This window comes from Micavibrio aeruginosavorus (assembly GCF_051245535.1).
GTDB lineage: Bacteria > Pseudomonadota > Alphaproteobacteria > Micavibrionales > Micavibrionaceae > Micavibrio > Micavibrio aeruginosavorus_D.
Window position 1 is genome coordinate 2,337,536 of record NZ_CP195303.1, and the last position, 18,759, is coordinate 2,356,294.

General features: G+C 57.1%; 15 protein-coding genes. 2 read left to right on the forward strand and 13 right to left on the reverse strand.

The features are described 5' to 3' along the window. Positions 1 to 104: 104 nt before the first annotated feature. Entirely contained in the window at positions 105 to 608 is a 504-nt protein-coding gene (locus ACSC94_RS11165) for a Rap1a/Tai family immunity protein (protein WP_435640916.1), read from the forward strand. On the opposite strand, the gene ACSC94_RS11170 is transcribed toward ACSC94_RS11165, so the two are convergent. The 7 genes from ACSC94_RS11170 to ACSC94_RS11200 all read right to left on the reverse strand — a co-directional run bounded on the left by ACSC94_RS11170 (position 539) and on the right by ACSC94_RS11200 (position 7,245). Beyond that, positions 539 to 1,303 carry an SURF1 family protein gene (locus ACSC94_RS11170; RefSeq protein ID WP_435640917.1) on the reverse strand — a complete coding sequence of 255 codons (765 nt, stop codon included), beginning with the start codon at positions 1,301 to 1,303 and terminating at the stop codon, positions 539 to 541. The genes ACSC94_RS11165 and ACSC94_RS11170 overlap by 70 nt on opposite strands. 7 nt (positions 1,304 to 1,310) lie before the next feature. Continuing rightward, the gene (locus ACSC94_RS11175) at positions 1,311 to 1,679 is read right to left on the reverse strand and encodes a DUF983 domain-containing protein (RefSeq protein WP_435640918.1); all 369 of its coding nucleotides are present in this window, start codon (positions 1,677 to 1,679) and stop codon (positions 1,311 to 1,313) included. Between the two features lie 78 nt (positions 1,680 to 1,757). Further along, complete coding sequence (locus ACSC94_RS11180) at positions 1,758 to 2,633, reverse strand: cytochrome c oxidase subunit 3 (RefSeq protein ID WP_435640919.1); 876 nt, start codon at positions 2,631 to 2,633, stop codon at positions 1,758 to 1,760. 85 nt (positions 2,634 to 2,718) lie between these two features. Continuing rightward, positions 2,719 to 3,396 carry a cytochrome c oxidase assembly protein gene (locus ACSC94_RS11185; RefSeq protein ID WP_435640920.1) on the reverse strand — a complete coding sequence of 226 codons (678 nt, stop codon included), beginning with the start codon at positions 3,394 to 3,396 and terminating at the stop codon, positions 2,719 to 2,721. A 28-nt stretch (positions 3,397 to 3,424) separates the two neighbouring features. Next, entirely contained in the window at positions 3,425 to 3,550 is a 126-nt protein-coding gene (locus tag ACSC94_RS11190; protein ID WP_435640921.1) for a hypothetical protein, read from the reverse strand. 24 nt (positions 3,551 to 3,574) lie between these two features. Beyond that, entirely contained in the window at positions 3,575 to 4,492 is a 918-nt protein-coding gene (gene cyoE / locus ACSC94_RS11195) for a heme o synthase (protein WP_435640922.1), read from the reverse strand. A gap of 56 nt (positions 4,493 to 4,548) precedes the next feature. Continuing rightward, on the reverse strand, positions 4,549 to 7,245 hold the full coding sequence (locus tag ACSC94_RS11200; RefSeq protein ID WP_435640923.1) for a M16 family metallopeptidase: 2,697 nt from the start codon (positions 7,243 to 7,245) through the stop codon (positions 4,549 to 4,551). A 238-nt stretch (positions 7,246 to 7,483) separates the two neighbouring features. On the opposite strand from ACSC94_RS11200, the gene ACSC94_RS11205 reads away from it, so the two are divergent. After that, positions 7,484 to 8,935, forward strand: coding sequence for a TldD/PmbA family protein (locus ACSC94_RS11205; RefSeq protein ID WP_435640924.1), 1,452 nt, complete (start codon positions 7,484 to 7,486; stop codon positions 8,933 to 8,935). Positions 8,936 to 9,006: 71 nt separating this feature from the next. Here the strand turns inward: ACSC94_RS11205 and ACSC94_RS11210 are convergent, their stop codons facing one another. The 6 genes from ACSC94_RS11210 to ctaD form a co-directional block, all read right to left on the reverse strand. Beyond that, positions 9,007 to 10,329, reverse strand: a complete 1,323-nt coding sequence (locus ACSC94_RS11210) for a TldD/PmbA family protein (RefSeq protein ID WP_435640925.1) — start codon at positions 10,327 to 10,329, stop codon at positions 9,007 to 9,009. 155 nt (positions 10,330 to 10,484) lie between these two features. Then, entirely contained in the window at positions 10,485 to 12,023 is a 1,539-nt protein-coding gene (locus ACSC94_RS11215; protein ID WP_435640926.1) for a S41 family peptidase, read from the reverse strand. Between the two features lie 162 nt (positions 12,024 to 12,185). Beyond that, a complete protein-coding gene (locus ACSC94_RS11220) occupies positions 12,186 to 13,709 on the reverse strand; it encodes a S41 family peptidase (RefSeq protein WP_435640927.1) in 1,524 nt (507 codons plus the stop codon). Positions 13,710 to 13,864: 155 nt separating this feature from the next. Then, positions 13,865 to 15,373, reverse strand: a complete 1,509-nt coding sequence (locus tag ACSC94_RS11225; protein ID WP_435640928.1) for a S41 family peptidase — start codon at positions 15,371 to 15,373, stop codon at positions 13,865 to 13,867. A 39-nt stretch (positions 15,374 to 15,412) separates the two neighbouring features. After that, complete coding sequence (locus ACSC94_RS11230) at positions 15,413 to 16,897, reverse strand: S41 family peptidase (RefSeq protein ID WP_435640929.1); 1,485 nt, start codon at positions 16,895 to 16,897, stop codon at positions 15,413 to 15,415. 163 nt (positions 16,898 to 17,060) lie between these two features. Continuing rightward, on the reverse strand, positions 17,061 to 18,740 hold the full coding sequence (ctaD, locus tag ACSC94_RS11235) for a cytochrome c oxidase subunit I (RefSeq protein WP_435640930.1): 1,680 nt from the start codon (positions 18,738 to 18,740) through the stop codon (positions 17,061 to 17,063). Positions 18,741 to 18,759: the final 19 nt, after the last annotated feature.

The following is an 18,759-nucleotide window of genomic DNA, read 5'->3' on the forward strand; positions in this document are numbered from 1 at the left end:
TATTTGAGGAGCGGAAGCGCAGAAAAGCGTCGTTTGCAGGCCAAAAGACTATAATTGAGTACAGACCCTAATTACTTTATTCCCATCCGGATCGAACACAAGCCATGAATATTGCCCGCAAATCCATCCGTCTGACTTTTTTGCTGGGGTTGGCTTTGATCCTGCCCGGCCATGTGTCCCTTTCAGGGGCGCAGGGTGTGCCGAATAATTTGCCGCGCACGGCCATGTCGGGCCAGACATTGATGACATTCTGCGCCAGCAAGCATGACGTGGATGCCGGGTTCTGCAGTGGGTATATCGCCGCCGTGGCCGAAGCTATGCTGGTCCAGCCGACTTACGCCCAACGTGCCTGTGACCATGCCACGGTCAAGCCGCAGCAATTGGTCGATACGGTGAAGATCGAAGTGGATGCCGACCCCTCCCTGACCCGGTTGCCCGCCGGGGTGATGGTGGCGCAGGTGATGGCGATGTCCTATCCCTGCTATAACGATTATGCCCCGGCCGCCGGGGATGTTGTGACCAGCGGTGTCGCTGGCTATCAGGTTGAACCGTTGCCGGCACCGCCCGTTTCATCTGAGGCTGTATCGTCATTCGGCTTGCGCCCGTAAACGATAAACCGCAATCCATACATAATGATCAGAATGCCCGCCATCGTGAACCAGAAGATGGCGTAGGACAGGTGATTGTTGTTGGGTGTTTGCCACGCCTCAACCGGTAGGGGCCAGCCCACATCGTCGCGCTTGGTTTCTTCGTAAAACGCCAGCGGAACGACATTCTCCAGATTGTGGGAGGCGGCCAAAGCGGCGGGGTCCAGCGTGAACCACATATTTTTGTCCGGGATGTTTTGCGGCGTGAACGCATTCGTTTCCGTCGGGTGGCGCAGCGTGCCGGTGATGGTCACGCTGGGGTCCGGGCGTTGGATAAACGTATCCGGGTCATCACTGACCCAGCCGCGTAAAACCGGAACGATGGTCTGGCCATCGGATAACAGGAACGGCGTTACCAGATGCGCGCCCGTTTTTTGCCCCATCGGGCGGGGTTTCAGGAAAATTTCATGGTCATGCAAATACCGCCCGGTCAACGTGCCGCGGACCAGTAAGCCATCTTCATCCACCAGCGGTGCAATGGTGGCCGCATCCAGCGTCAACGGCACGGCGGTGCGTGCGGTTTCGATGCGATCGAGCAGATCGTTTTTCCATTGCAGGCGTTGCAATTGCCATGACCCGAGGCCGCACAGCACGATGACGCCGACAAGGCTCAGGGTTGTGGCCCAGAATGGAATGCGAAAGGGGGTGGTGGTCATGGTGCGATTATTCTTCCCAGTCACTGGATCGGTGTTTGTATTGCAGGGCGATGACATAGGCCTTGATCGGGCGCAGCAACCCAACCGTGATGGTCAGCGCCACGGTCGTCCACACGATCACATGCAGCCAGAGCGGCGGCGTCAGCCAAACCTCGACAATCAAGGCCAGCGGGACGAGCAGGAAGCTGAGAATAAAAATCAGGAATACGGCGGGGCCGTCGGCGCTGTCATTCTTCGCCAGATCGAAACCGCAATGATCGCATTTATCGGCCAGATTCAGGGTCAGGCCCGGTTTGTACAGGTTCCCGATGCCGCATTTCGGGCATTTCTGCCGCAGGGCCAGTTTCATCAATTGTGTATCGGGATTCATGTCCATCGTGGGACCTCCTTGAAGGAAAAAAACCCTCCCTGTGGAGGGAGGGTTTTTGATTTCTGTACTCTGTATCTTCGTCCGTTACGGGGCCGGTACGGCGTTCACGCCGATGGTGTTGCCCCACCAGTAAATGGCCACGAACAGGAACAGCCAGACCACGTCAACGAAGTGCCAGTACCAGGCGGCGGCTTCGAAACCGAAATGGTGTTTCTGGTCAAAGTGACCTTTCTTTGCGCGCATCCAGCACACGAACAGGAACACGGTGCCAACGAAAACGTGGAACCCGTGGAAGCCTGTCGCCATGTAGAAGGCCGAAGCGTAAACGGTGTCTTTGAACCCGTATGCGGCGTGGTGATATTCGTAAATCTGGAAGCACAGGAAGATCACGCCCAGCAATACGGTCAGGCCCAAAGCCTTAACCGCCTGATCGTTATGACCTTCCAGAATGGCGTGGTGCGCCCATGTCACGGTGCAGCCAGACAGCAGCAGGATCATGGTCATCAGCAACGGCAGGCCGAACGGCATGATCACTTCGATCGTGGCCGGGGGCCAGACGAAACCAATCGCTTCGGTCGGGAACAACGCCGCGGCAAAGAACGCCCAGAAGAACGCAACGAAGAACATCACTTCGGACGCGATGAACAGGGACATGCCATAGCGCAGGCCGATTTCAGCAATCGGGGTGTGTGCTTTTTCTTTCACGGCTTCGAAAATAATATCTTTCCACCAGAAGAACATGACGGCCAGAACCGACAGCAGGCCCAAACCAACACCGATCAGGCCCGGGGAAATGCCGAACACTTCAGTCTTGTGCATGAACAACACCATCATGGCGGCGAGCAAGCCCGCTGCGAACGATCCGGCCAGCGGCCAGATGCTGGGGCGAACCAGATGGTACGGGTGCGGTTTGCCGGTGGTGCCGAAATGGGTTCCGGTTGCGTGATGGTCGTGGGCCATGAGTAACAGTCCTTACTGAAAGATCGTAGCGAATCGGTCAACGTGAATCCCGGCCCGGGCCGGGGGTCGATATACGGCTCTGTTTTTACTGCTTTTCTGGTTCCAAGGCAACGGTGCCAACCAGTGAATCAGCGGGGGCAGAACCAGTTTTTACGACACCTTCGTTATCGGGCCCGTTATCGGCCTGGTTAAAGGCCTCCCACGCGGCGTCCAGTTCGGGCGTATCCGCCTTGAAATAGGTATAAGACAGGGTGATGACCGTCACATCGTCCAGATTGGGGTCCTTGGCCATGTCGGGGGACAGGAAAAACACGACGGGCAGGGTGGTTTCCTGCCCTGGCTGCATGATCTGCTCGGCAAAGCAGAAGCACTGTGTTTTATGAAAATATTTCCCGGCTTTGGCTGGGGTGACGTTATAAAGGGCCGTGCCCGCCACGGGGACGCGGTCCTGGTTTTCCAGCGTGAAGCTGGCCAAAGCGGGCTGGCCGATTTTGACTTTGACCGCGCGCTGGTCGGCTTCAAACTTCCACAACAGATTGCGGCCCGTGTCGGTATTGAAATGAATGGTGATGGTGCGGTCGACAATTTCCGACGGGTCCGGGGCCGTGGCCGACATTTGCGTGGTGCCGCCAAATCCGGTGACGCGGCAGAACAGGTTATAAAGCGGAACGGCGGCAAAGGATGCGCCGATCATCACAACAACCACGACCAGTACGCTGATCAGGATACGGCGGTTTTTGGTTTTTAAATCGGGTGTCGGCATGGTGGCGCCTTCGTCTGACAGGAAAAGGTTACTGCATTCCTGCTTTGATCTTGATCATGGTAATCACCCAGATCACCGCAACCCAGCCCATGATGGCGGCCAGAATGGTCAGATTCTTGGTCAGCTTCTTTTTATGCATCTGTGACAGGGGCATGTGTATTCTCCACTTCTACTCTGATTAAACGGCGTCGATCATCAGCGCCAGAAACAGCGCGAACAAATAAAATACGGAATAGCCGAACATCAGCCGCGCGCTTTTCAAACTGTCATCCATCAAAACGCGGATCGACGTGAACACGAAAAATCCCGACAGGATCAACGCCGCCGCGCCATACCCATATCCGGCAAAGCCCATGATGGTCGGCAGCAACGACAAAGGCAGCAGGATCAGCGTGTAAACCAGCATCTGGATTTTGGTTTTCCGCTCACCCGCAACCACGGTCATCATTGGAATATTGGCGCGTTTGTAATCTTCGTTCGCGAACAGGGACAGCGCCCAGAAATGCGGCGGCGTCCAGAAGAAGATCAGCGCGAACAGAACGATCGATTCAATTGTAATGGTGCCCGTGACGGCGGCCCAGCCAATCATCGGCGGGAATGCCCCGGCGGCACCGCCAATAACAATGTTCTGCGGCGTGCGGCGTTTCAGCCACATGGTGTAAATGATGCTGTAGAAGAAATTGGCGAAGGCCAGGAGGCCCGCGGCGGTCCAGTTCACGGCCACGCCCATCGTCATCACGGACAACGCGGACAGGACGAGGGCGAAGCTGACCGCTTCATCCGGGTTCATGCGGCCGCGTGGCAGGGGGCGACCCGCGGTGCGTTTCATCACCGTATCGATGTCGCGTTCGTACCACATATTCACGGCCCCGGCGGCACCCGCACCAATGGCCAGACACGCAACGGCCACGGCAATCATAAATGGATGCATATCGGAAAAACCGGGCGCAACCCACATGCCAGCAAAGCCAGAGAAGACGACCAGCGACATGACGCGGGGTTTTAGCAACGCCCAAAAATCCCGCACCCGCGATGTGTCCTTCGCGGGGGTGGATTCGGAAATCTGCGGATCTGCTTCAGTCTGTACATCACTCATGGCCGTTCTTTTAGCCCGAAACGTGATGCAGATGCAAATGCGCGCTGGGTCAGGGCTTAAGGGGCCGGGGTCGGGGTGGCCGGGCCAGGGTTTTTGCCTTTTTTCTGTTCTGGAACAAAGGGTTGATCGCGCAAGGTCAAAATATCCGCATAGGTGGGGATATGCGCGGGCTTTATGCCCTTGGGCACATCCAACGCAACGCACAGGGTGGTTTTCAGCAGATTGTCGGTCACCCGGCGGACATCGGCCAAGGTCAGGGCCTGAACCCGGGCGGACATGGCGTCCAAAGATTCGACGGTGCCGCCATACAAGGCCGCCTCGCCATACAGGTTGCACAGGGCGCTGTTGCTGGCGGCCCCGGCCATCAGGTTCATTTCCATCTGGGCCTTGGCCATGTCCAGCTCGCCCTGATCCAGCGTGTCGCGGACATCGCGCAGGCTGGCGAAAATTTCGCTCAGGATCAGGCGGGTGTTCTGTGGTGCTGTGCTTGTCGCCATGCAGAACTGTCCGCAGGTGGGGTATTGCTGGGGATAGGCTTCGATGTCCAATGTCAAAAACATCTCGTCCACCAGCTTGGACGGCAGGCGCGCCAGCGCGCTTCCGACCAGAAGGGTCGACAACGCTTCATAGGCGACCGTGTCCGCGTGGCCTTTGGGTGGAATGTTAAAGGCTGCCATGATCATGCACTGATCTTTGATCTCGGATTTCGTAACGCTCAGCGCGCCATGAACATCCGGGGTGGGCAGCGGCGCGACGTCACGGCTTTGCAGGTTGCCGTATTTGTGCGCGATCATATGAACAACATCAGCGTGTTTGACCGGACCTGTAACGCTGAACACGACATTGTTGGGGACATAATATTCGTCACGATAGACGGTCAGGTCTGCGGCGCTGATCGCATTCAGTGAGGAGGCCGTGCCCAGAACGGGGCGTCCATAGGACTGGCCTGGATACATTGTTGCATCCAGAACGTTGTCCAGACGGGCTGCGGGCATATCGTCATATTTTTTTATTTCTTCTAAAACGACGCTGCGTTCGCCTTTGGTGGTTTCGCCACCGGCATATTCGGTGTGATCCAGATTGGCTTTGAACACCAGCTCACCACAGACATCCAGCGCGCGGTCCAGATGGTCGGGCAGCAGCATGTCGAGCGTGTAGGCGGTTTGATCCTTGCTGGTATAGGCGTTCAATCCACCCGCCATTTCATTTTCGACGATGCGTGTAACTTCGCCGGGGCCGAACGATGTCGTGCCGCGGAACATCATATGTTCGTTCATGTGCGTGGCACCGCTCAGTTCCGGTGTTTCATGGGCTGCGCCAGCACCGACCCATGCGCCACACGATACCGTGCCCGGCCGTGTCGTCGTAACGATGGTCAGGCCATTGTCCAGTACGGTGACGTGGGGGCCGGATGGTTTGACGGTTGTTACGCGGCTGGCCGCGTTGAATTGCGCGCTCAGGCTGGGGCGTGGTTTCAGGTCGAAGGGCTCAATCCGGGCCGCTTGTTCATCCAGCATATCCGCAATTTGTTCCGCGCTGGGCATGGTGTCCATCGGTCCGGAGCAAGACAGGGCATAGCGCCCATCGCCCAGCATTTCGGTCAGGGCAATTTGGATGTCCACAGATGTAACGCGGGCCAGGCTGGCTTCGATTTCATCCAGTGGGACAACACGGCCATAGTTCAGCAAGTGCGCCATGTTACGCATATTGGACATGTGAGGTGCTTCTGTTGCCACGCTGATCTTGCGCATGATGCGGCTCCGCGCGCGGTCCAGCTCCTGCTGTGTGAATCCTTCGCTGGCTTTTTGGCCGAGCAGGTCAATGGTGGCCTGCAGCAATTCGGTCGCATTGGCGCCGGTCCCGGCATGAATGGCGAAATAACCACTGCTGTCCAGCGGGACGTAGTCGGCCTGAACCGTGTAGACCAGACCGCGTTTTTCACGGATTTCCTGAAAAAGCGGGGCCGACATGCCGCCACCCAGCAAATCTTCCAGCAGATGGAATGCGTGGTGTTTCGGGTCGTTCAGGGATGGCGCGGGGAACCCGAAGGACAAAACCAATTGTTCATTGTCGTTCTCGCTTGCGATCTCGCCGCCGGTAAAGTGCATCAGCGGGGCCGCAGGCATGAAGGGGGTTGGGCCTGCTTTCATGTCACCGAAATGGGTGCGGGCCATGGCTTTTGCCTGCGCCAGTGTCAGGTCGCCGCTGAAGGACAGGACGATTTGTTCCGGGTTGGACGTGATTTGCGCGTGTTTGATGCGCAAATCATCCGGTGTGAAGCGGCGAATGTTTTTCTTGGCGGTGATATCAACGGCGGACACGGTCTGGTTCATAAAGGCCATCATCATGAATCCTTCATGCACGGCGTCCTCGATACTGCTCGCGCCTTCGTCAATGGACATGATGGTTTGTTTTTTAATGCGTTTTACGAATGCTGGGTCGAAAGCGGGATTGCGCAGCGCATCGGATAAAACGGCGAAGACATGGTCGGCGTCACGGGCCAGCGCGTCGGCGCTCAGGATCATGCTTGTGTCATCGATGTGCCCGCTCAGGCTGCCGCCTGTGGCTTCGGCCTCGGCCATGTGATCGTCGGTGAGCAGGGTGTTGAGGATCATGTGGCCCACCCCCTGTTCCGCCGCCCCTTCAAGGCAGGTGCCATAGCGCAGTCCAATGGACATATCGACCGTGCCCGTTCCGGGACGGGAATCGCAAACGCAGGTAATGCCATTGGGCAGGCGGAAGGTTTTAATCATGTCGAGGCCCCTGTTTTTTACACTTTTTATAGTTATGTCTATTTGCAATAGCATGATGGGGCGGGGGCTGCATTAAAAAATCCGCGTTGCGGTGCCACAAATCCCGGGTTTTTGGGGCGGGTTTCCGCCGAAGGGGATAAGGGCGCCAAAGATTTTGACAGTCCGGGAAAACCCTCCTACAACCAAGGGGTAACCATAATCATAAGAATAAAAGAGCAGGCAAGGGAGCCCACAGCCAATGGCCGATTATCCATTCGACACATCCGTCAATAACCGTTTCTTCTTCGCCGCCACGGGCATGGACCCGGATGCGGTCACCAAGATCGTGCGTAACGGTTTGGCCAAGGCCGATGGCGGGGAATTGTATTTGCAACGGACGCAGGGCAAGTCGATTTCATGGTCCGATGGGAAATTGCAGGGCAACAGCTCGTCCATGGATCAGGGGTTCGGGTTCCGCTATATCGCGGGGGATGCCGTGGCCTATGCCCATTCCAACAATCTGAGCGAAAAAAGCATCGCCAACGCCGCGCGCACCACGCGCGATATTCGCAACCACGCCAGCCTGATGGGCAAGATCGCGTTGCCGGGGCATGGCGCAAACCGCATTTACACAGGCGAAAGCCCGCTGGCCGATATGGCCGAGGCCGCGCAGATCCAGATGCTGGGTGAAATTGATGCCTATGTTCGCGCGGCGGATTCCCGCATCGTCGATGTGTCGGCGGCGATTTCCACCAGCTGGGACATTGTCACCATCATTCGTCAGGACGGCACCCGTCTGGACGATCTGCGCCCGATGAGCAGCCTGAACATCTCCGTTGTGGCGGAGGAAAATGGCCGTCGTGAAACGGGCCGGGGCAGCCTGTCCAGCCGGACGATCCTGACCCGCATGTTCAATGCAAAATCCTGGCACGACGTGGCCGACAAGGCGATCAAGCAGGCGCAAACCAACCTGCGCGCCATCGCCGCACCGTCGGGTGATATGCCGGTGATTGTGGGCAATGGCTGGGGCGGCGTGTTGCTGCACGAAGCGGTCGGGCATGGTCTGGAAGGCGATGCCGCACGCAAGGGCTCAACCGTTTTCAAAACCAGCATGATCGGCCAGAAAGTGGCCGCCGATTGCGTCACCATCGTGGACCAAGGTGATTTCGCCGAAGCGCGCGGATCCTTGTCCTTCGACGACGAAGGCGTGCCGACACAACGCAACGTGCTGATCGAAAATGGCATCCTGCGCGGGTACATGCAGGACACGATCAATGCCCGCCTGATGGGTGTGGCGCCGACCGGGAATGGTCGTCGCGAAAGTTACGAACACGCGCCGATCCCGCGCATGACCACCACCTATATGGAAGGCGGGCAATACACGCTGGACGAAATGATTGAATCGGTTGATCGCGGGATTTATGCCGTCGATTTCTCCGGCGGTCAGGTCGACACGGTCAGCGGCAGCTACGTTTTCGCTTCCACCGAAGCCTATCTGATCGAGAACGGCAAAATCATTGCCCCGGTCAAGGGCGTTATTCTGGAAGGCAACGGCCCGAAATCCATGGGTCTGGTTGAAATGGTCGGCAACGACATGGAAATCGCCCAAAGCGGATCATGCGGCAAGGATGGCCAGTCCGTTCCGGTTGGCATCGGCCAGCCCTCCGTCAAACTGCGCGGCATCCGCGTTGGCGGGACCGAGCCGACTTAATAAGCGTCATAGAACAAATAAAAACCCCGCCATCATCTGGCGGGGTTTTTGTTTGTCTGGTGTGATTGGGCCTACGCGATTGTCATGCCGTCAACGCGCAGCGTCGGGGCGGAGACTTTGCGTTTGAACCGGTCCAGATCATCGGCGGCGACCATGTGTTTAAACATCTCGCGCAAATTCCCGGCGATGGGCACGTTGGATACGGCGAAGGCGATTTGACCATCGCGGATCCAGAAGCCCTGCGCCGCGCGGCTGTAATCGCCGTTGATCAGGTTGATGCCCTGACCCATCAGGCCCGTGACATACAGCCCGTCTTTAATGTCCGCGAACATATCGGCCAGTTTCATGCCCGGCTCGATTGTCATGTTCGATGCGCCGCCCGTCGGGGCCACGCCGAAATGGCGGGAATCTTTCAGCCCCATAAACACGCCGCGTAAAACGCCATCTTCGACCAGAATGCGGTTTTGTGTGGCCATGCTCAGGCCGTTATACATTTTCGACCCCAACCCGCGTTTCAAATGCGGGTTGTCGATGATGGTGATGCCCGGCGCGAATAATGCCGTGCCGATTTCATCCAGATTCATGAAGGTGCGTTTGTAACGCAAAACGCCACCCTGAACGGCGGAGGCGAAATGGCCCAGCAAGCCCGCCGCCATGTCCGGTGCGAACAGAACCGGGTAACGGCCCGACAGACCTTGTTGCGGGTTCAGCGCTGCGGCGGCTTTCTCACCGGCCTTGCGGCCGATCATGGCCGCATCGGGCAGGTCGCTGCCGTAAATGGCCACGCCGTAATCATAATCGCGTTCCATCGCGCCGTTTTCTTCGGCAATCACAACGGCGTTCATGGAATGCACGGTGCCACGGTTTGTGAAGATCACGCCATCAGTGTCCAGCGAAACGGATGTGCTTTTGTGCCATGACGCGCTGCCGCCTTCGGAATTGGTGATTTTTGCAACGTTCAGCGCGGCGCTTTCAGCATCCCGGGCGCGGTCCAGCATTTCACCGGCGGTTGGGACGCGCGGATCATACAGATCCAAACGATCATTGTGACGGATTTTGGCCAGCATATCGGCCTCCAGCGGGCGGCGCTCCGGGTCTTGCTCAGCCAGTTTGATGGCGGCATGCATGGATTCGATGGCCGCGTCGATATCATCCGGGCTCAGGCTCGACAGGCTGGTGGTGGCCGTCTGGTTGCCGACCCACGCTTGCATGGACACGCCCAAAGATTCGGATGTTTCCATCTTTTCAATCTGGCCCATGCGCACGCCCACTTCGCGCGCTTCGGATACGCTGTAGCTGGCTTCGGCATGGTCCACGCCGTCGATCTTTTTGATCTTGTCCAGAATACGCGCCAGCGTATCGGTCATCTCGGTCATTTGTTTGGTGGTTTTCATTGTGGGCTCCCGGTTGTTCGTCTGCGCGGTCATTGGGCCGCGTCGCGTCATTGTTCTTCGTGTTTTTTGATGGTTTAGGCGTAGCATGCCCGCCCCCTTATGTCAAAATTTAGGGGCGGGTTATTCAGGTAAAAATAATGTTATTTTTCAGCGTGTTATGGTGCCGGAGCCGCAGGCTTTGCGGGGGTGTTGGGCCGGGTGATTGTGTATTCGCTGCTCCGTCGTAGATGGTCGACGGCGCAGAGCAGGATTTTGTCCGGCCCGCCGCTAAACAGGCGCAGATCGTCATTGGCAATATCCGTACCCAGATCGTCGCGCACGCGGCACAGGCTGCCAGCTTTGCGGGCTGCGGCCTTTTCGGCGTCAGGGTTTTTAATCATGCGGTCCTTGTCGCGTTCATGCTCTTTCAGTCTGGCCTCAACCCCTTCGACCAGAATATCCGGCATGACGCCGTATCCTTGCAGCCACGTGCCGGACGGCAAGCGGTACAATGCGGTCGTCACCCGCACGGCATCGTCACGGTCTTCGCCGAGGCGGCTGAGATAAATCGTGCTTTGAACCGATCCCTTGCCAAAGGATTGCGTGCCGATGATGGTGGCGCGCTTATGGTCCTGTAGCGCGCCGGACAGGATTTCCGCCGCTGATGCCGATGCGTCATTGACCAAAACAACCAGCGGGGCACCGTTCAGGATATCCCCCGGCGTAACCTTTTCATCGTAAGTGTATTTTTTATTTTCAACGATGACGGAAACACCGCTTTCGGCGTCAATAAATCCATTGGCAATGCGGGCGGCCAAGTACACCAGCCCACCCGGATTGTTGCGTAAATCCAAAATATATCCACGCAATGGATTACTTCTGTGCGCCTCGTTCATTGAACGAATGGCGTCGTTGATGGTGTTGAACGCATCGCGGTCGCTGAAATTGCGCAGGCGGATGTAACCAATATCGCCATCAATCACCTTGTGGCGGACGGCTGAGAATGTCACGACACTGCGTTTTAGGGTAACGGTTTTTTCTTCTTTTTCGCCCGCCGGAATGAATGTCAGTGTCACAGGCGTTCCAATGTCACCCAGAATCATGTTGGCGGCGTCGTTAAATTTTCCGGCGACGCTGATATTTTCGACTTTGGTGATAATGTCGCCGCGCTTGATGCCGGCGGCTTTGGCGGGGCCGTCATCGGCGGTGTCTTCGATAATCAGGCCGCCAATGCGTTTTTCGTCCTGATAAATGATGCCAATGCCCTTCAGTGAACTTTTTCCGATAATGGCTTCGCGCACTTCGTCCGGAGTGATGTAATAATCGTGTGGGCTGACGCTGGACATCGCACCGATAATCGCATCGATAACGATTTTTTCGTGTTCTTCTTTGGTGACGCCCTCGCCATCAATCATGGCTTTGATTTGTGCGTCGGTGTCGCGGACGTGGTCGGGGCCGCGTGTTTCGCGCACGTTCTTGATCGCGCCACGGATCATGTCGTCGATTTTTGGATTGACGATTGATTCCTTTGCCACCTCATCCAGCAGCTTGTTCATCAGGTCATACTTGAAATATTGTGTGGGTACTGGCTCCGCGGGCGCGGTTTTTTGTGCGTTCGTATCGGACGGGGCTGGTCCAATAGAACCACATCCCGATCCCAAGACGCAGGCCGATGCCAAAAAAAGAGCGCAAAGCTTTTTCGCTGTGAAAGCCATGATATGCGATATCCCTGTTCTTTATTTTCGTTTTTTATTGAGAGAACCGTAGGGCAGAGGGGCGCGGCCTGTCAAGAAAACCATGGTGTCTGCGGCCAATAAAAAACCCCGGATTTCCGGGGTTTTTTGCGTGATGTATCCCCCAAGCCCCGTATGAGGGCCTCAGCGCCCCGGCGCGGGCAGTGTGCGCGTGCGCGTATGGGTTTCGGTGCGGCGCAGATGGTCCAGCGCACAGAGCAATGTGCGGTCGGGCTGGCCGCGATAATCGCGAAAATCGGCGTTCAGGTCGTTTGCCGCCACCGCATTTTTCAACATGCAATGCGCGCTGAATCGCCGCACGGGCTTGGCTGTGCCATTCGGGTTGGCCAGTACGTTGGTCAGATCGCGTTCATGTTCCTGCAGCAAGGGTGTGACATCTTCGACCAGAATGTCCGGTGTGATGCCGATATTCTGGATCGATGCGCCAGACGGTAAATAATACATGGCCGATGTCACCTTCATCGCATCATGGCGTTCGGGCCAGACGCGGCCCAGTGAAATGCGGGTCTGCACCGATCCCTTGCCATAGGATTGGGTGCCCAGAACAGTAGCCCGTTGATGGTCCTGCAACGCGCCGGACACGATTTCGGCGGCGGAGGCCGACCCGTCATTGATCAAAACCGTCAGGGGTTTACCCTCTAGCGCATCGCCCAGATGGGTTTTTTCGCTGTAGGTGTAATTGCGGGCGCGCACTTCGACGCTGGGCGCGCCGGCCTTGTCAACGAAGGCATCGACGAGAATGCGGGCTTCCTGCACCAACCCACCGGGGTTGCCGCGCAAATCGAGAATATAGCCCTTGATCTTGTCTGGTCCGATGGATTGTTCCAATCCGGCCATGGCGTTGACCACCGCACCCGCCGATCCACGCGATGAAAAATCACGCAGGCGGACATACGCAATATCACCCATCGCCCGCGCCGATGTGGGTGTGTATTTATAAGAATCGCGCATGATCGTGATGGTTTGCACGGTATCCGTGCCCATGCGCCGCACGGTCATGGACACGGGCGTGCCCTTGTCCCCGACGATCATTGCGCGCGCCTGTTTGGTTTTCAATCCGGCCACGGGTTTGCCATCAACGGCGGTGATGATGTCGCCAATGCGCAGGCCAGCCTTGGACGCCGGGCCACCATCGGCCATGTCGAAAATCAGCAGGCCGCCGGCTTTATCATCCACCTCGAATGAAATGCCGATGCCCGTGACCTTTGGGCTGCCGCGCCAGAGTTGTTCGACCTCGGCTTCGGTCATATACGCATCGTGCGGGCTGAGGATTTTGGCCAGACCCTTCACACCGCCAACGATGATTTTTTCGCGCGTTGCGGCATCGGTGCCGGGCGCGTCGATCAGGGCGCGGATCTGGCTGTCGCTTTGGGTTTTATACGCATCGCCCAATTCTGTGCGCGCACCATCGACGACGCCCGCCGCCATGGTGGCCGCATCGCGCCCGACGACGGAATAATACGCCGTGGTTTTCAGCAATTCGTTGAAGGGCGCGTAGGCGAAGGGCGGCGCTTCGGCGGATTGGCTTTGCCCTTGTGGAGAAGGTGGTTGCGGATGATTGGGTTGCGTGCTGCTGCACCCGGCTGCGGCCAGCCCCATGGTGGCGGCAAAGAAATCCAGTGAAAGGGTTTTGGCCCGAATGCGCATGATCATAATCCCTGTTGGTCGCTTTTTATAATTTTGTTTCCACGACCCTAGAGCGCTTTGCCGAAAACTGTCAAGAAATGCGCGTGTTTGTGGCGCATATAAAAACCCCCGCCGAAACGGGCGGGGGTTTTGTAATTGTTTCAGTGTATTACCAGTTATGCGCCCGGTTGCGGGGCCGGGGGAACCGGTTTGGTCGTCGTTTGCGACGGGGTTGCCAGCACATGTTCCAGCGCGCAGAGCAGAGCCTTGTCCACCGCCTTGGTTGTAATGCGGGCATCCATCACGACCTTATCGGGTGTGATGCCGTCATTGACGGCGCAGGTGAATTTGGGCTGCGCCGTGCGCGTTTCTTTTTCAGGGTTATGCAGCGTGTTCTTCAAATCCCGTTCGTGTTCCGGGGCAACGTCGTCGACATCCTGGACGAAAATGTCCGGCATAACGCCAAGGCCCTGAATAGAATCACCGGAGGGCAGGTGGTACAAGGCAACTGTAACTTTAATGGCATCCTTGCGGTCCGGAAATTTCGCAGCCAGTGGCAGAACGCTCTGCACCGAACCCTTGCCAAAGCTTTGCGTGCCGATGATCGTGGCCCGGCCAAAATCTTTCAAGGCACCAGCCACAATTTCCGATGCGGAGGCTGACCCGTCATTGATCAGGACGACCAGTTTCTTGCCATTCAGGATATCGCCGGGTGTGGCATTGAATGTCTGGGCCACCGCGCCGCCGCGGCCGCGAATGGTCAGGGTCGGATTGGTCCCATCCACAAACATATCGACGATGTCTGTGGCTTGTTCCAAACGGCCGCCTGTGTTGGAGCGCAAATCCAGAATGTAGCCAGCGGGATTTTTGCTGGCGGCTTTGGTTATGGCGGCTTTGATTTTCCCCGGGCTTCCATCGGTCAGGAAATCGCGCAGCTGGATATAGGACACAGTGCCGATCATCTTGCTGGCGACGGATGCAACGGTGAATGGTGCGCGGGTAATGGTGAAATCCAATTCCTGATCGTCACGACGCACGCGGATGGCCACGGTTGTACCGGCGGGGCCGCCGATGGTGTCTTGAACCTTGTACAGGTTGTCTTTCGTAATGGTCACGCCGCCCACGGCGATGATGTGATCTTCCGGCTTCAGTCCCGCTTTGTGGGCACCGCCGCCCTCGACCAATTCAAGGATGCGGATACTGTCGGCGCCTTCTTCCATGCTGATGACAACGCCGATACCGATCGTTGTGGGCGCGTTGCCCATGATAATCTCCAGATCTTCCGGGCTGACATAGGAATCATGCGGGCTGAGTGTTTTCAGCATGCCGTCAATCGCGCCCGTGCTCAGCTTGTCCTGATCGACGTCATGGACAGAAATTTTGCCGGCTACGTCGCGGATTGTCATGTACAAGTTGACGGTTTCCATTTCGCTCAGGGTCATGGGAACCATGATGACGGGTTCGGAGTCCGGGCCGATATCCGGCGATTCGGTGATGATTTTCGGTGCCGTTTCTCCGTCCGTTGCAACCGTTGGGGCCGGTGCGGGCTTCGCCGCAGGGGCGGTGACGGTTGCGGTCTCCGGGCGGCTCGCACTGGCATCCTTGACTGTGGCGCAGCCAAAGACACCCGTGCCAAGGGCCGCGGCTAAGAATGCGGAGCGTAAGGTTTTTGAATTGAACTGCATTGTGCATTCATCCCTGTTTGTTCTGAATTTTTTATATGTTTACGGCTTTGGCGCTGCGACCGGTGTGATGGTGGCATTCCCGGATGTGCCCTTCAGATGTTTCATGGCGCACAGCAATGCACGGTCCACATCATCGCGGCCCCAGCGGTAATCACGGCCCAGTTTTTTCCACGTTGCATCATCCTTGACGGTGCAGGTGTGGGTTTCGGTCCGTTTTTGCACGGTGTCACCGTTCGGGTTGTCGACATTGTTGCCCAGATCGCGTTCATGCTCGATGTTTTTCTCATCAACACCGTTGACCAGGATGTCCGGCGTGATGCCGACGTTCTGGATCGACCGGCCCGTGGGCAGGTGATACAGCGCGCTGGTCACCTTCATACCATCCTCGCGGCCCGGGATATACCTGCCGAACGGAAAAACGGATTGTACGGACCCTTTGCCAAAGGAGGGCGTGCCAATCAAGGTGGCGCGGTTGAAGTCCTGCAAGGCCCCGGCCACGATTTCGGAGGCCGATGCGGACCCGCCATTGATCAAAACGACCAATTTCTTGCCGTTCAGAATATCCCCCGGTACGGCGGCCCATTCGTGTGTGACCACGCCGTTTGCGCCGCGCATGTCAACGATCGGCCTGTTTTGCTGGCCAACGAACAGATCGGTAATTTCGGCGGCCATGTCCAACCGTCCGCCGCCATTATAGCGCAGGTCGAGAATGTAGCCGTTGACCGGCTTGCTTCCGGATTTTTCTTCCAGTTTTTTGAAAGCATCGGCGACCTGTGTATGGACGTCTCCCTCCATAAAGGTGGACAGGCGGACATAGGCAACATCGTCCAGCAATTTGGCGTCAACGGCTTTGACGACGACCACATCACGGACGATCTTCAGGGGCGGCTGCGCTTTGCCATCGCGTTCAAATGTCAGGGTTACGGTGGTGCCCTTTTCGCCGCGGATCAGGCCGACGGCCTTGTCGATGGGCAAGTCCTTCACCGATTGGCCATTCACATGGCTGATGATATCACCCGCGTACACGCCCGCTTTTTGAGCCGGGCCGCCGTCAAGCACGCCCTGAACGACGATCAATCCGGTATCGTCCATTTTTTCCAGGGTGGCGCCGATCCCGGTCAGGGTTTCGGGCTTACCGCTCATGCGGTCATTCATGTCTTCGGCTGTGATGTAGGCGTCATGCGGGGTCAATGTTTTCAGCATGCCGTCAATCGCGCCCTGCATCAATTTGTCGCGGTCCTGTGCCTGCGGCATCACGGAATTGTCTTGGATCAAGGCGCGCGTCAGCCCGATCATCGAAAAGCGTTCAAATTCTTCGCGGTCGTTGAAGCGCACCACGTAGCCCGGACGGGGATCGGGGTTGCCTTCAGGCGACACGGGCGTTGCTTGAACGGGGGTTTTGACCGGCTCGGACGGCTTCGGCGCGTCCGCATTATTGTCATTGGTCGTTGCGCAACCGCCCAGACCCATACCGATTGCGGTGGTCAGAAAAAGGGCGGACAGATTTTTGGATGTCAGGCGCATTATATGTATCCCTGTTTAAAGTTATTTTTTTGTTTGAAGGGCCTGATCCTAGGACTCTGATGTTGCTTCTGTCAAATCATTTGTCCCCTGATTCGGGGCATAAAAAAACACCCCCGTTTGGGGGTGTTTTCTTTAATTTCAATCCCTTAGAGGGGCCGTTTGTTTATTTCACTGTCGGCTGAACGTCGAACTGGTGGAACGGCGGCGGAGAGGACAGGGTCCATTCGAAGGTCATGCTCTGCGGACCGTTGTTCCAGTAATTGTCGCCAACGCGGCGGCCAAAGAACAGGGTGTAGAACACGATGAACACGAACAGGAGCGTTGCCGCACCGGACAGATAGGCGCCCAGAGAGGATACATAGTTCCACAGGTGGAAACCGTAATCCTGCGTCATGATCCACTGGATCTTCTCAACCGGGTTGACGAAGAAGCCTTGCAGGTGTTCCGGAGGCAGCGGAGCTTGGTAGTCCACATAACGGCGCGGCATACCGGCCAGACCCAAGAAGTGCTGCGGGAAGAACACCATGTTCACGCCGATAAAGGTCAGGAAGAAGTGCAGCTTGCCCAAGAACTCCGGATACTGACGGCCAGACATTTTGCCGATCCAGTAGTAGAAGCCAGCGAACAGCGCGAACACGGCACCCAGCGACAGCACGTAGTGGAAGTGGGCCACGACGTAGTAGGTGTCGTGCAGCGCCAAATCCATACCGCCGTTGGCCAGAACCACGCCCGTCACACCGCCAACGGTGAACAGGAAGATGAAGCCAATCGCCCACAGCATCGGGGTTTTGAATTCAATCGACCCGCCCCACATGGTGGCGATCCAGGAGAAGATTTTGATCCCCGTCGGAACGGCAATGATCAGCGTTGCGGCCGTGAAGTATGCGCGGGTGTCAACATCCATACCCACCGCGAACATGTGGTGCGCCCAGACGATGAAACCAACGGCACCAATCGCCACCATCGCATAGGCCATGCCCAGATAACCGAAAACCGGTTTTTTGGAGAAGGTCGAGATGATGTGAGAGACGATACCGAACGCCGGCAAAATCATGATGTACACTTCCGGGTGACCGAAGAACCAGAACAAGTGCTGGAACAGGATCGGGTCGCCACCGCCTTCAGGGTTGAAGAAGGACGTGCCGAAGTTCCGGTCGGTCAGCAACATGGTGATGGCGCCACCCAGAACCGGCAGGGACAGAACCAGCAGGAACGCGGTGACCAGCATGGCCCAGACGAACAGCGGCATTTTGTGCAGCGTCATGCCCGGGGCCCGCATGTTGAAGATCGTGGTGATGAAGTTTGCCGCCCCCAGAATGGATGACGCACCGGCCAGGTGAAGGGCGAAAATCGCCATATCCACCGACATATCCGGGTGCCCCAGCTTGGCCGACAATGGCGGATACACCGTCCAACCTGTTCCCGCACCCGCACCGATCAGTGTCGAGCAAGCGAGCAACAGGAAGGCCGGAACCATCAGCCAGAACGAGATGTTGTTCAACCGGGGGAACGCCATATCCGGCGCGCCGATCAACAATGGAACGAACCAGTTGCCGAACCCGCCAATCAAGCCGGGCATAACAACGAAGAACACCATAATCAGGCCGTGTGCCGTGATCCAGACGTTCCACATCTGGCCATCAGCAGCCAGTTGCAGGCCCGGGTCTTGCAATTCGGCCCGCATCAGCATCGAAAACGCACCGCCAATCAGGCCAGCGACGATCGAGAAGATGATGTACAGCGTTCCGATATCCTTGTGGTTCGTCGAGCAGAACCACCGGGTAAAGAAACCGGGTTTATGATCATGCGCATGATCATCATGGTGTGTTGTATGAGCGTTCATGGTTACGCGTTCCTTTTGG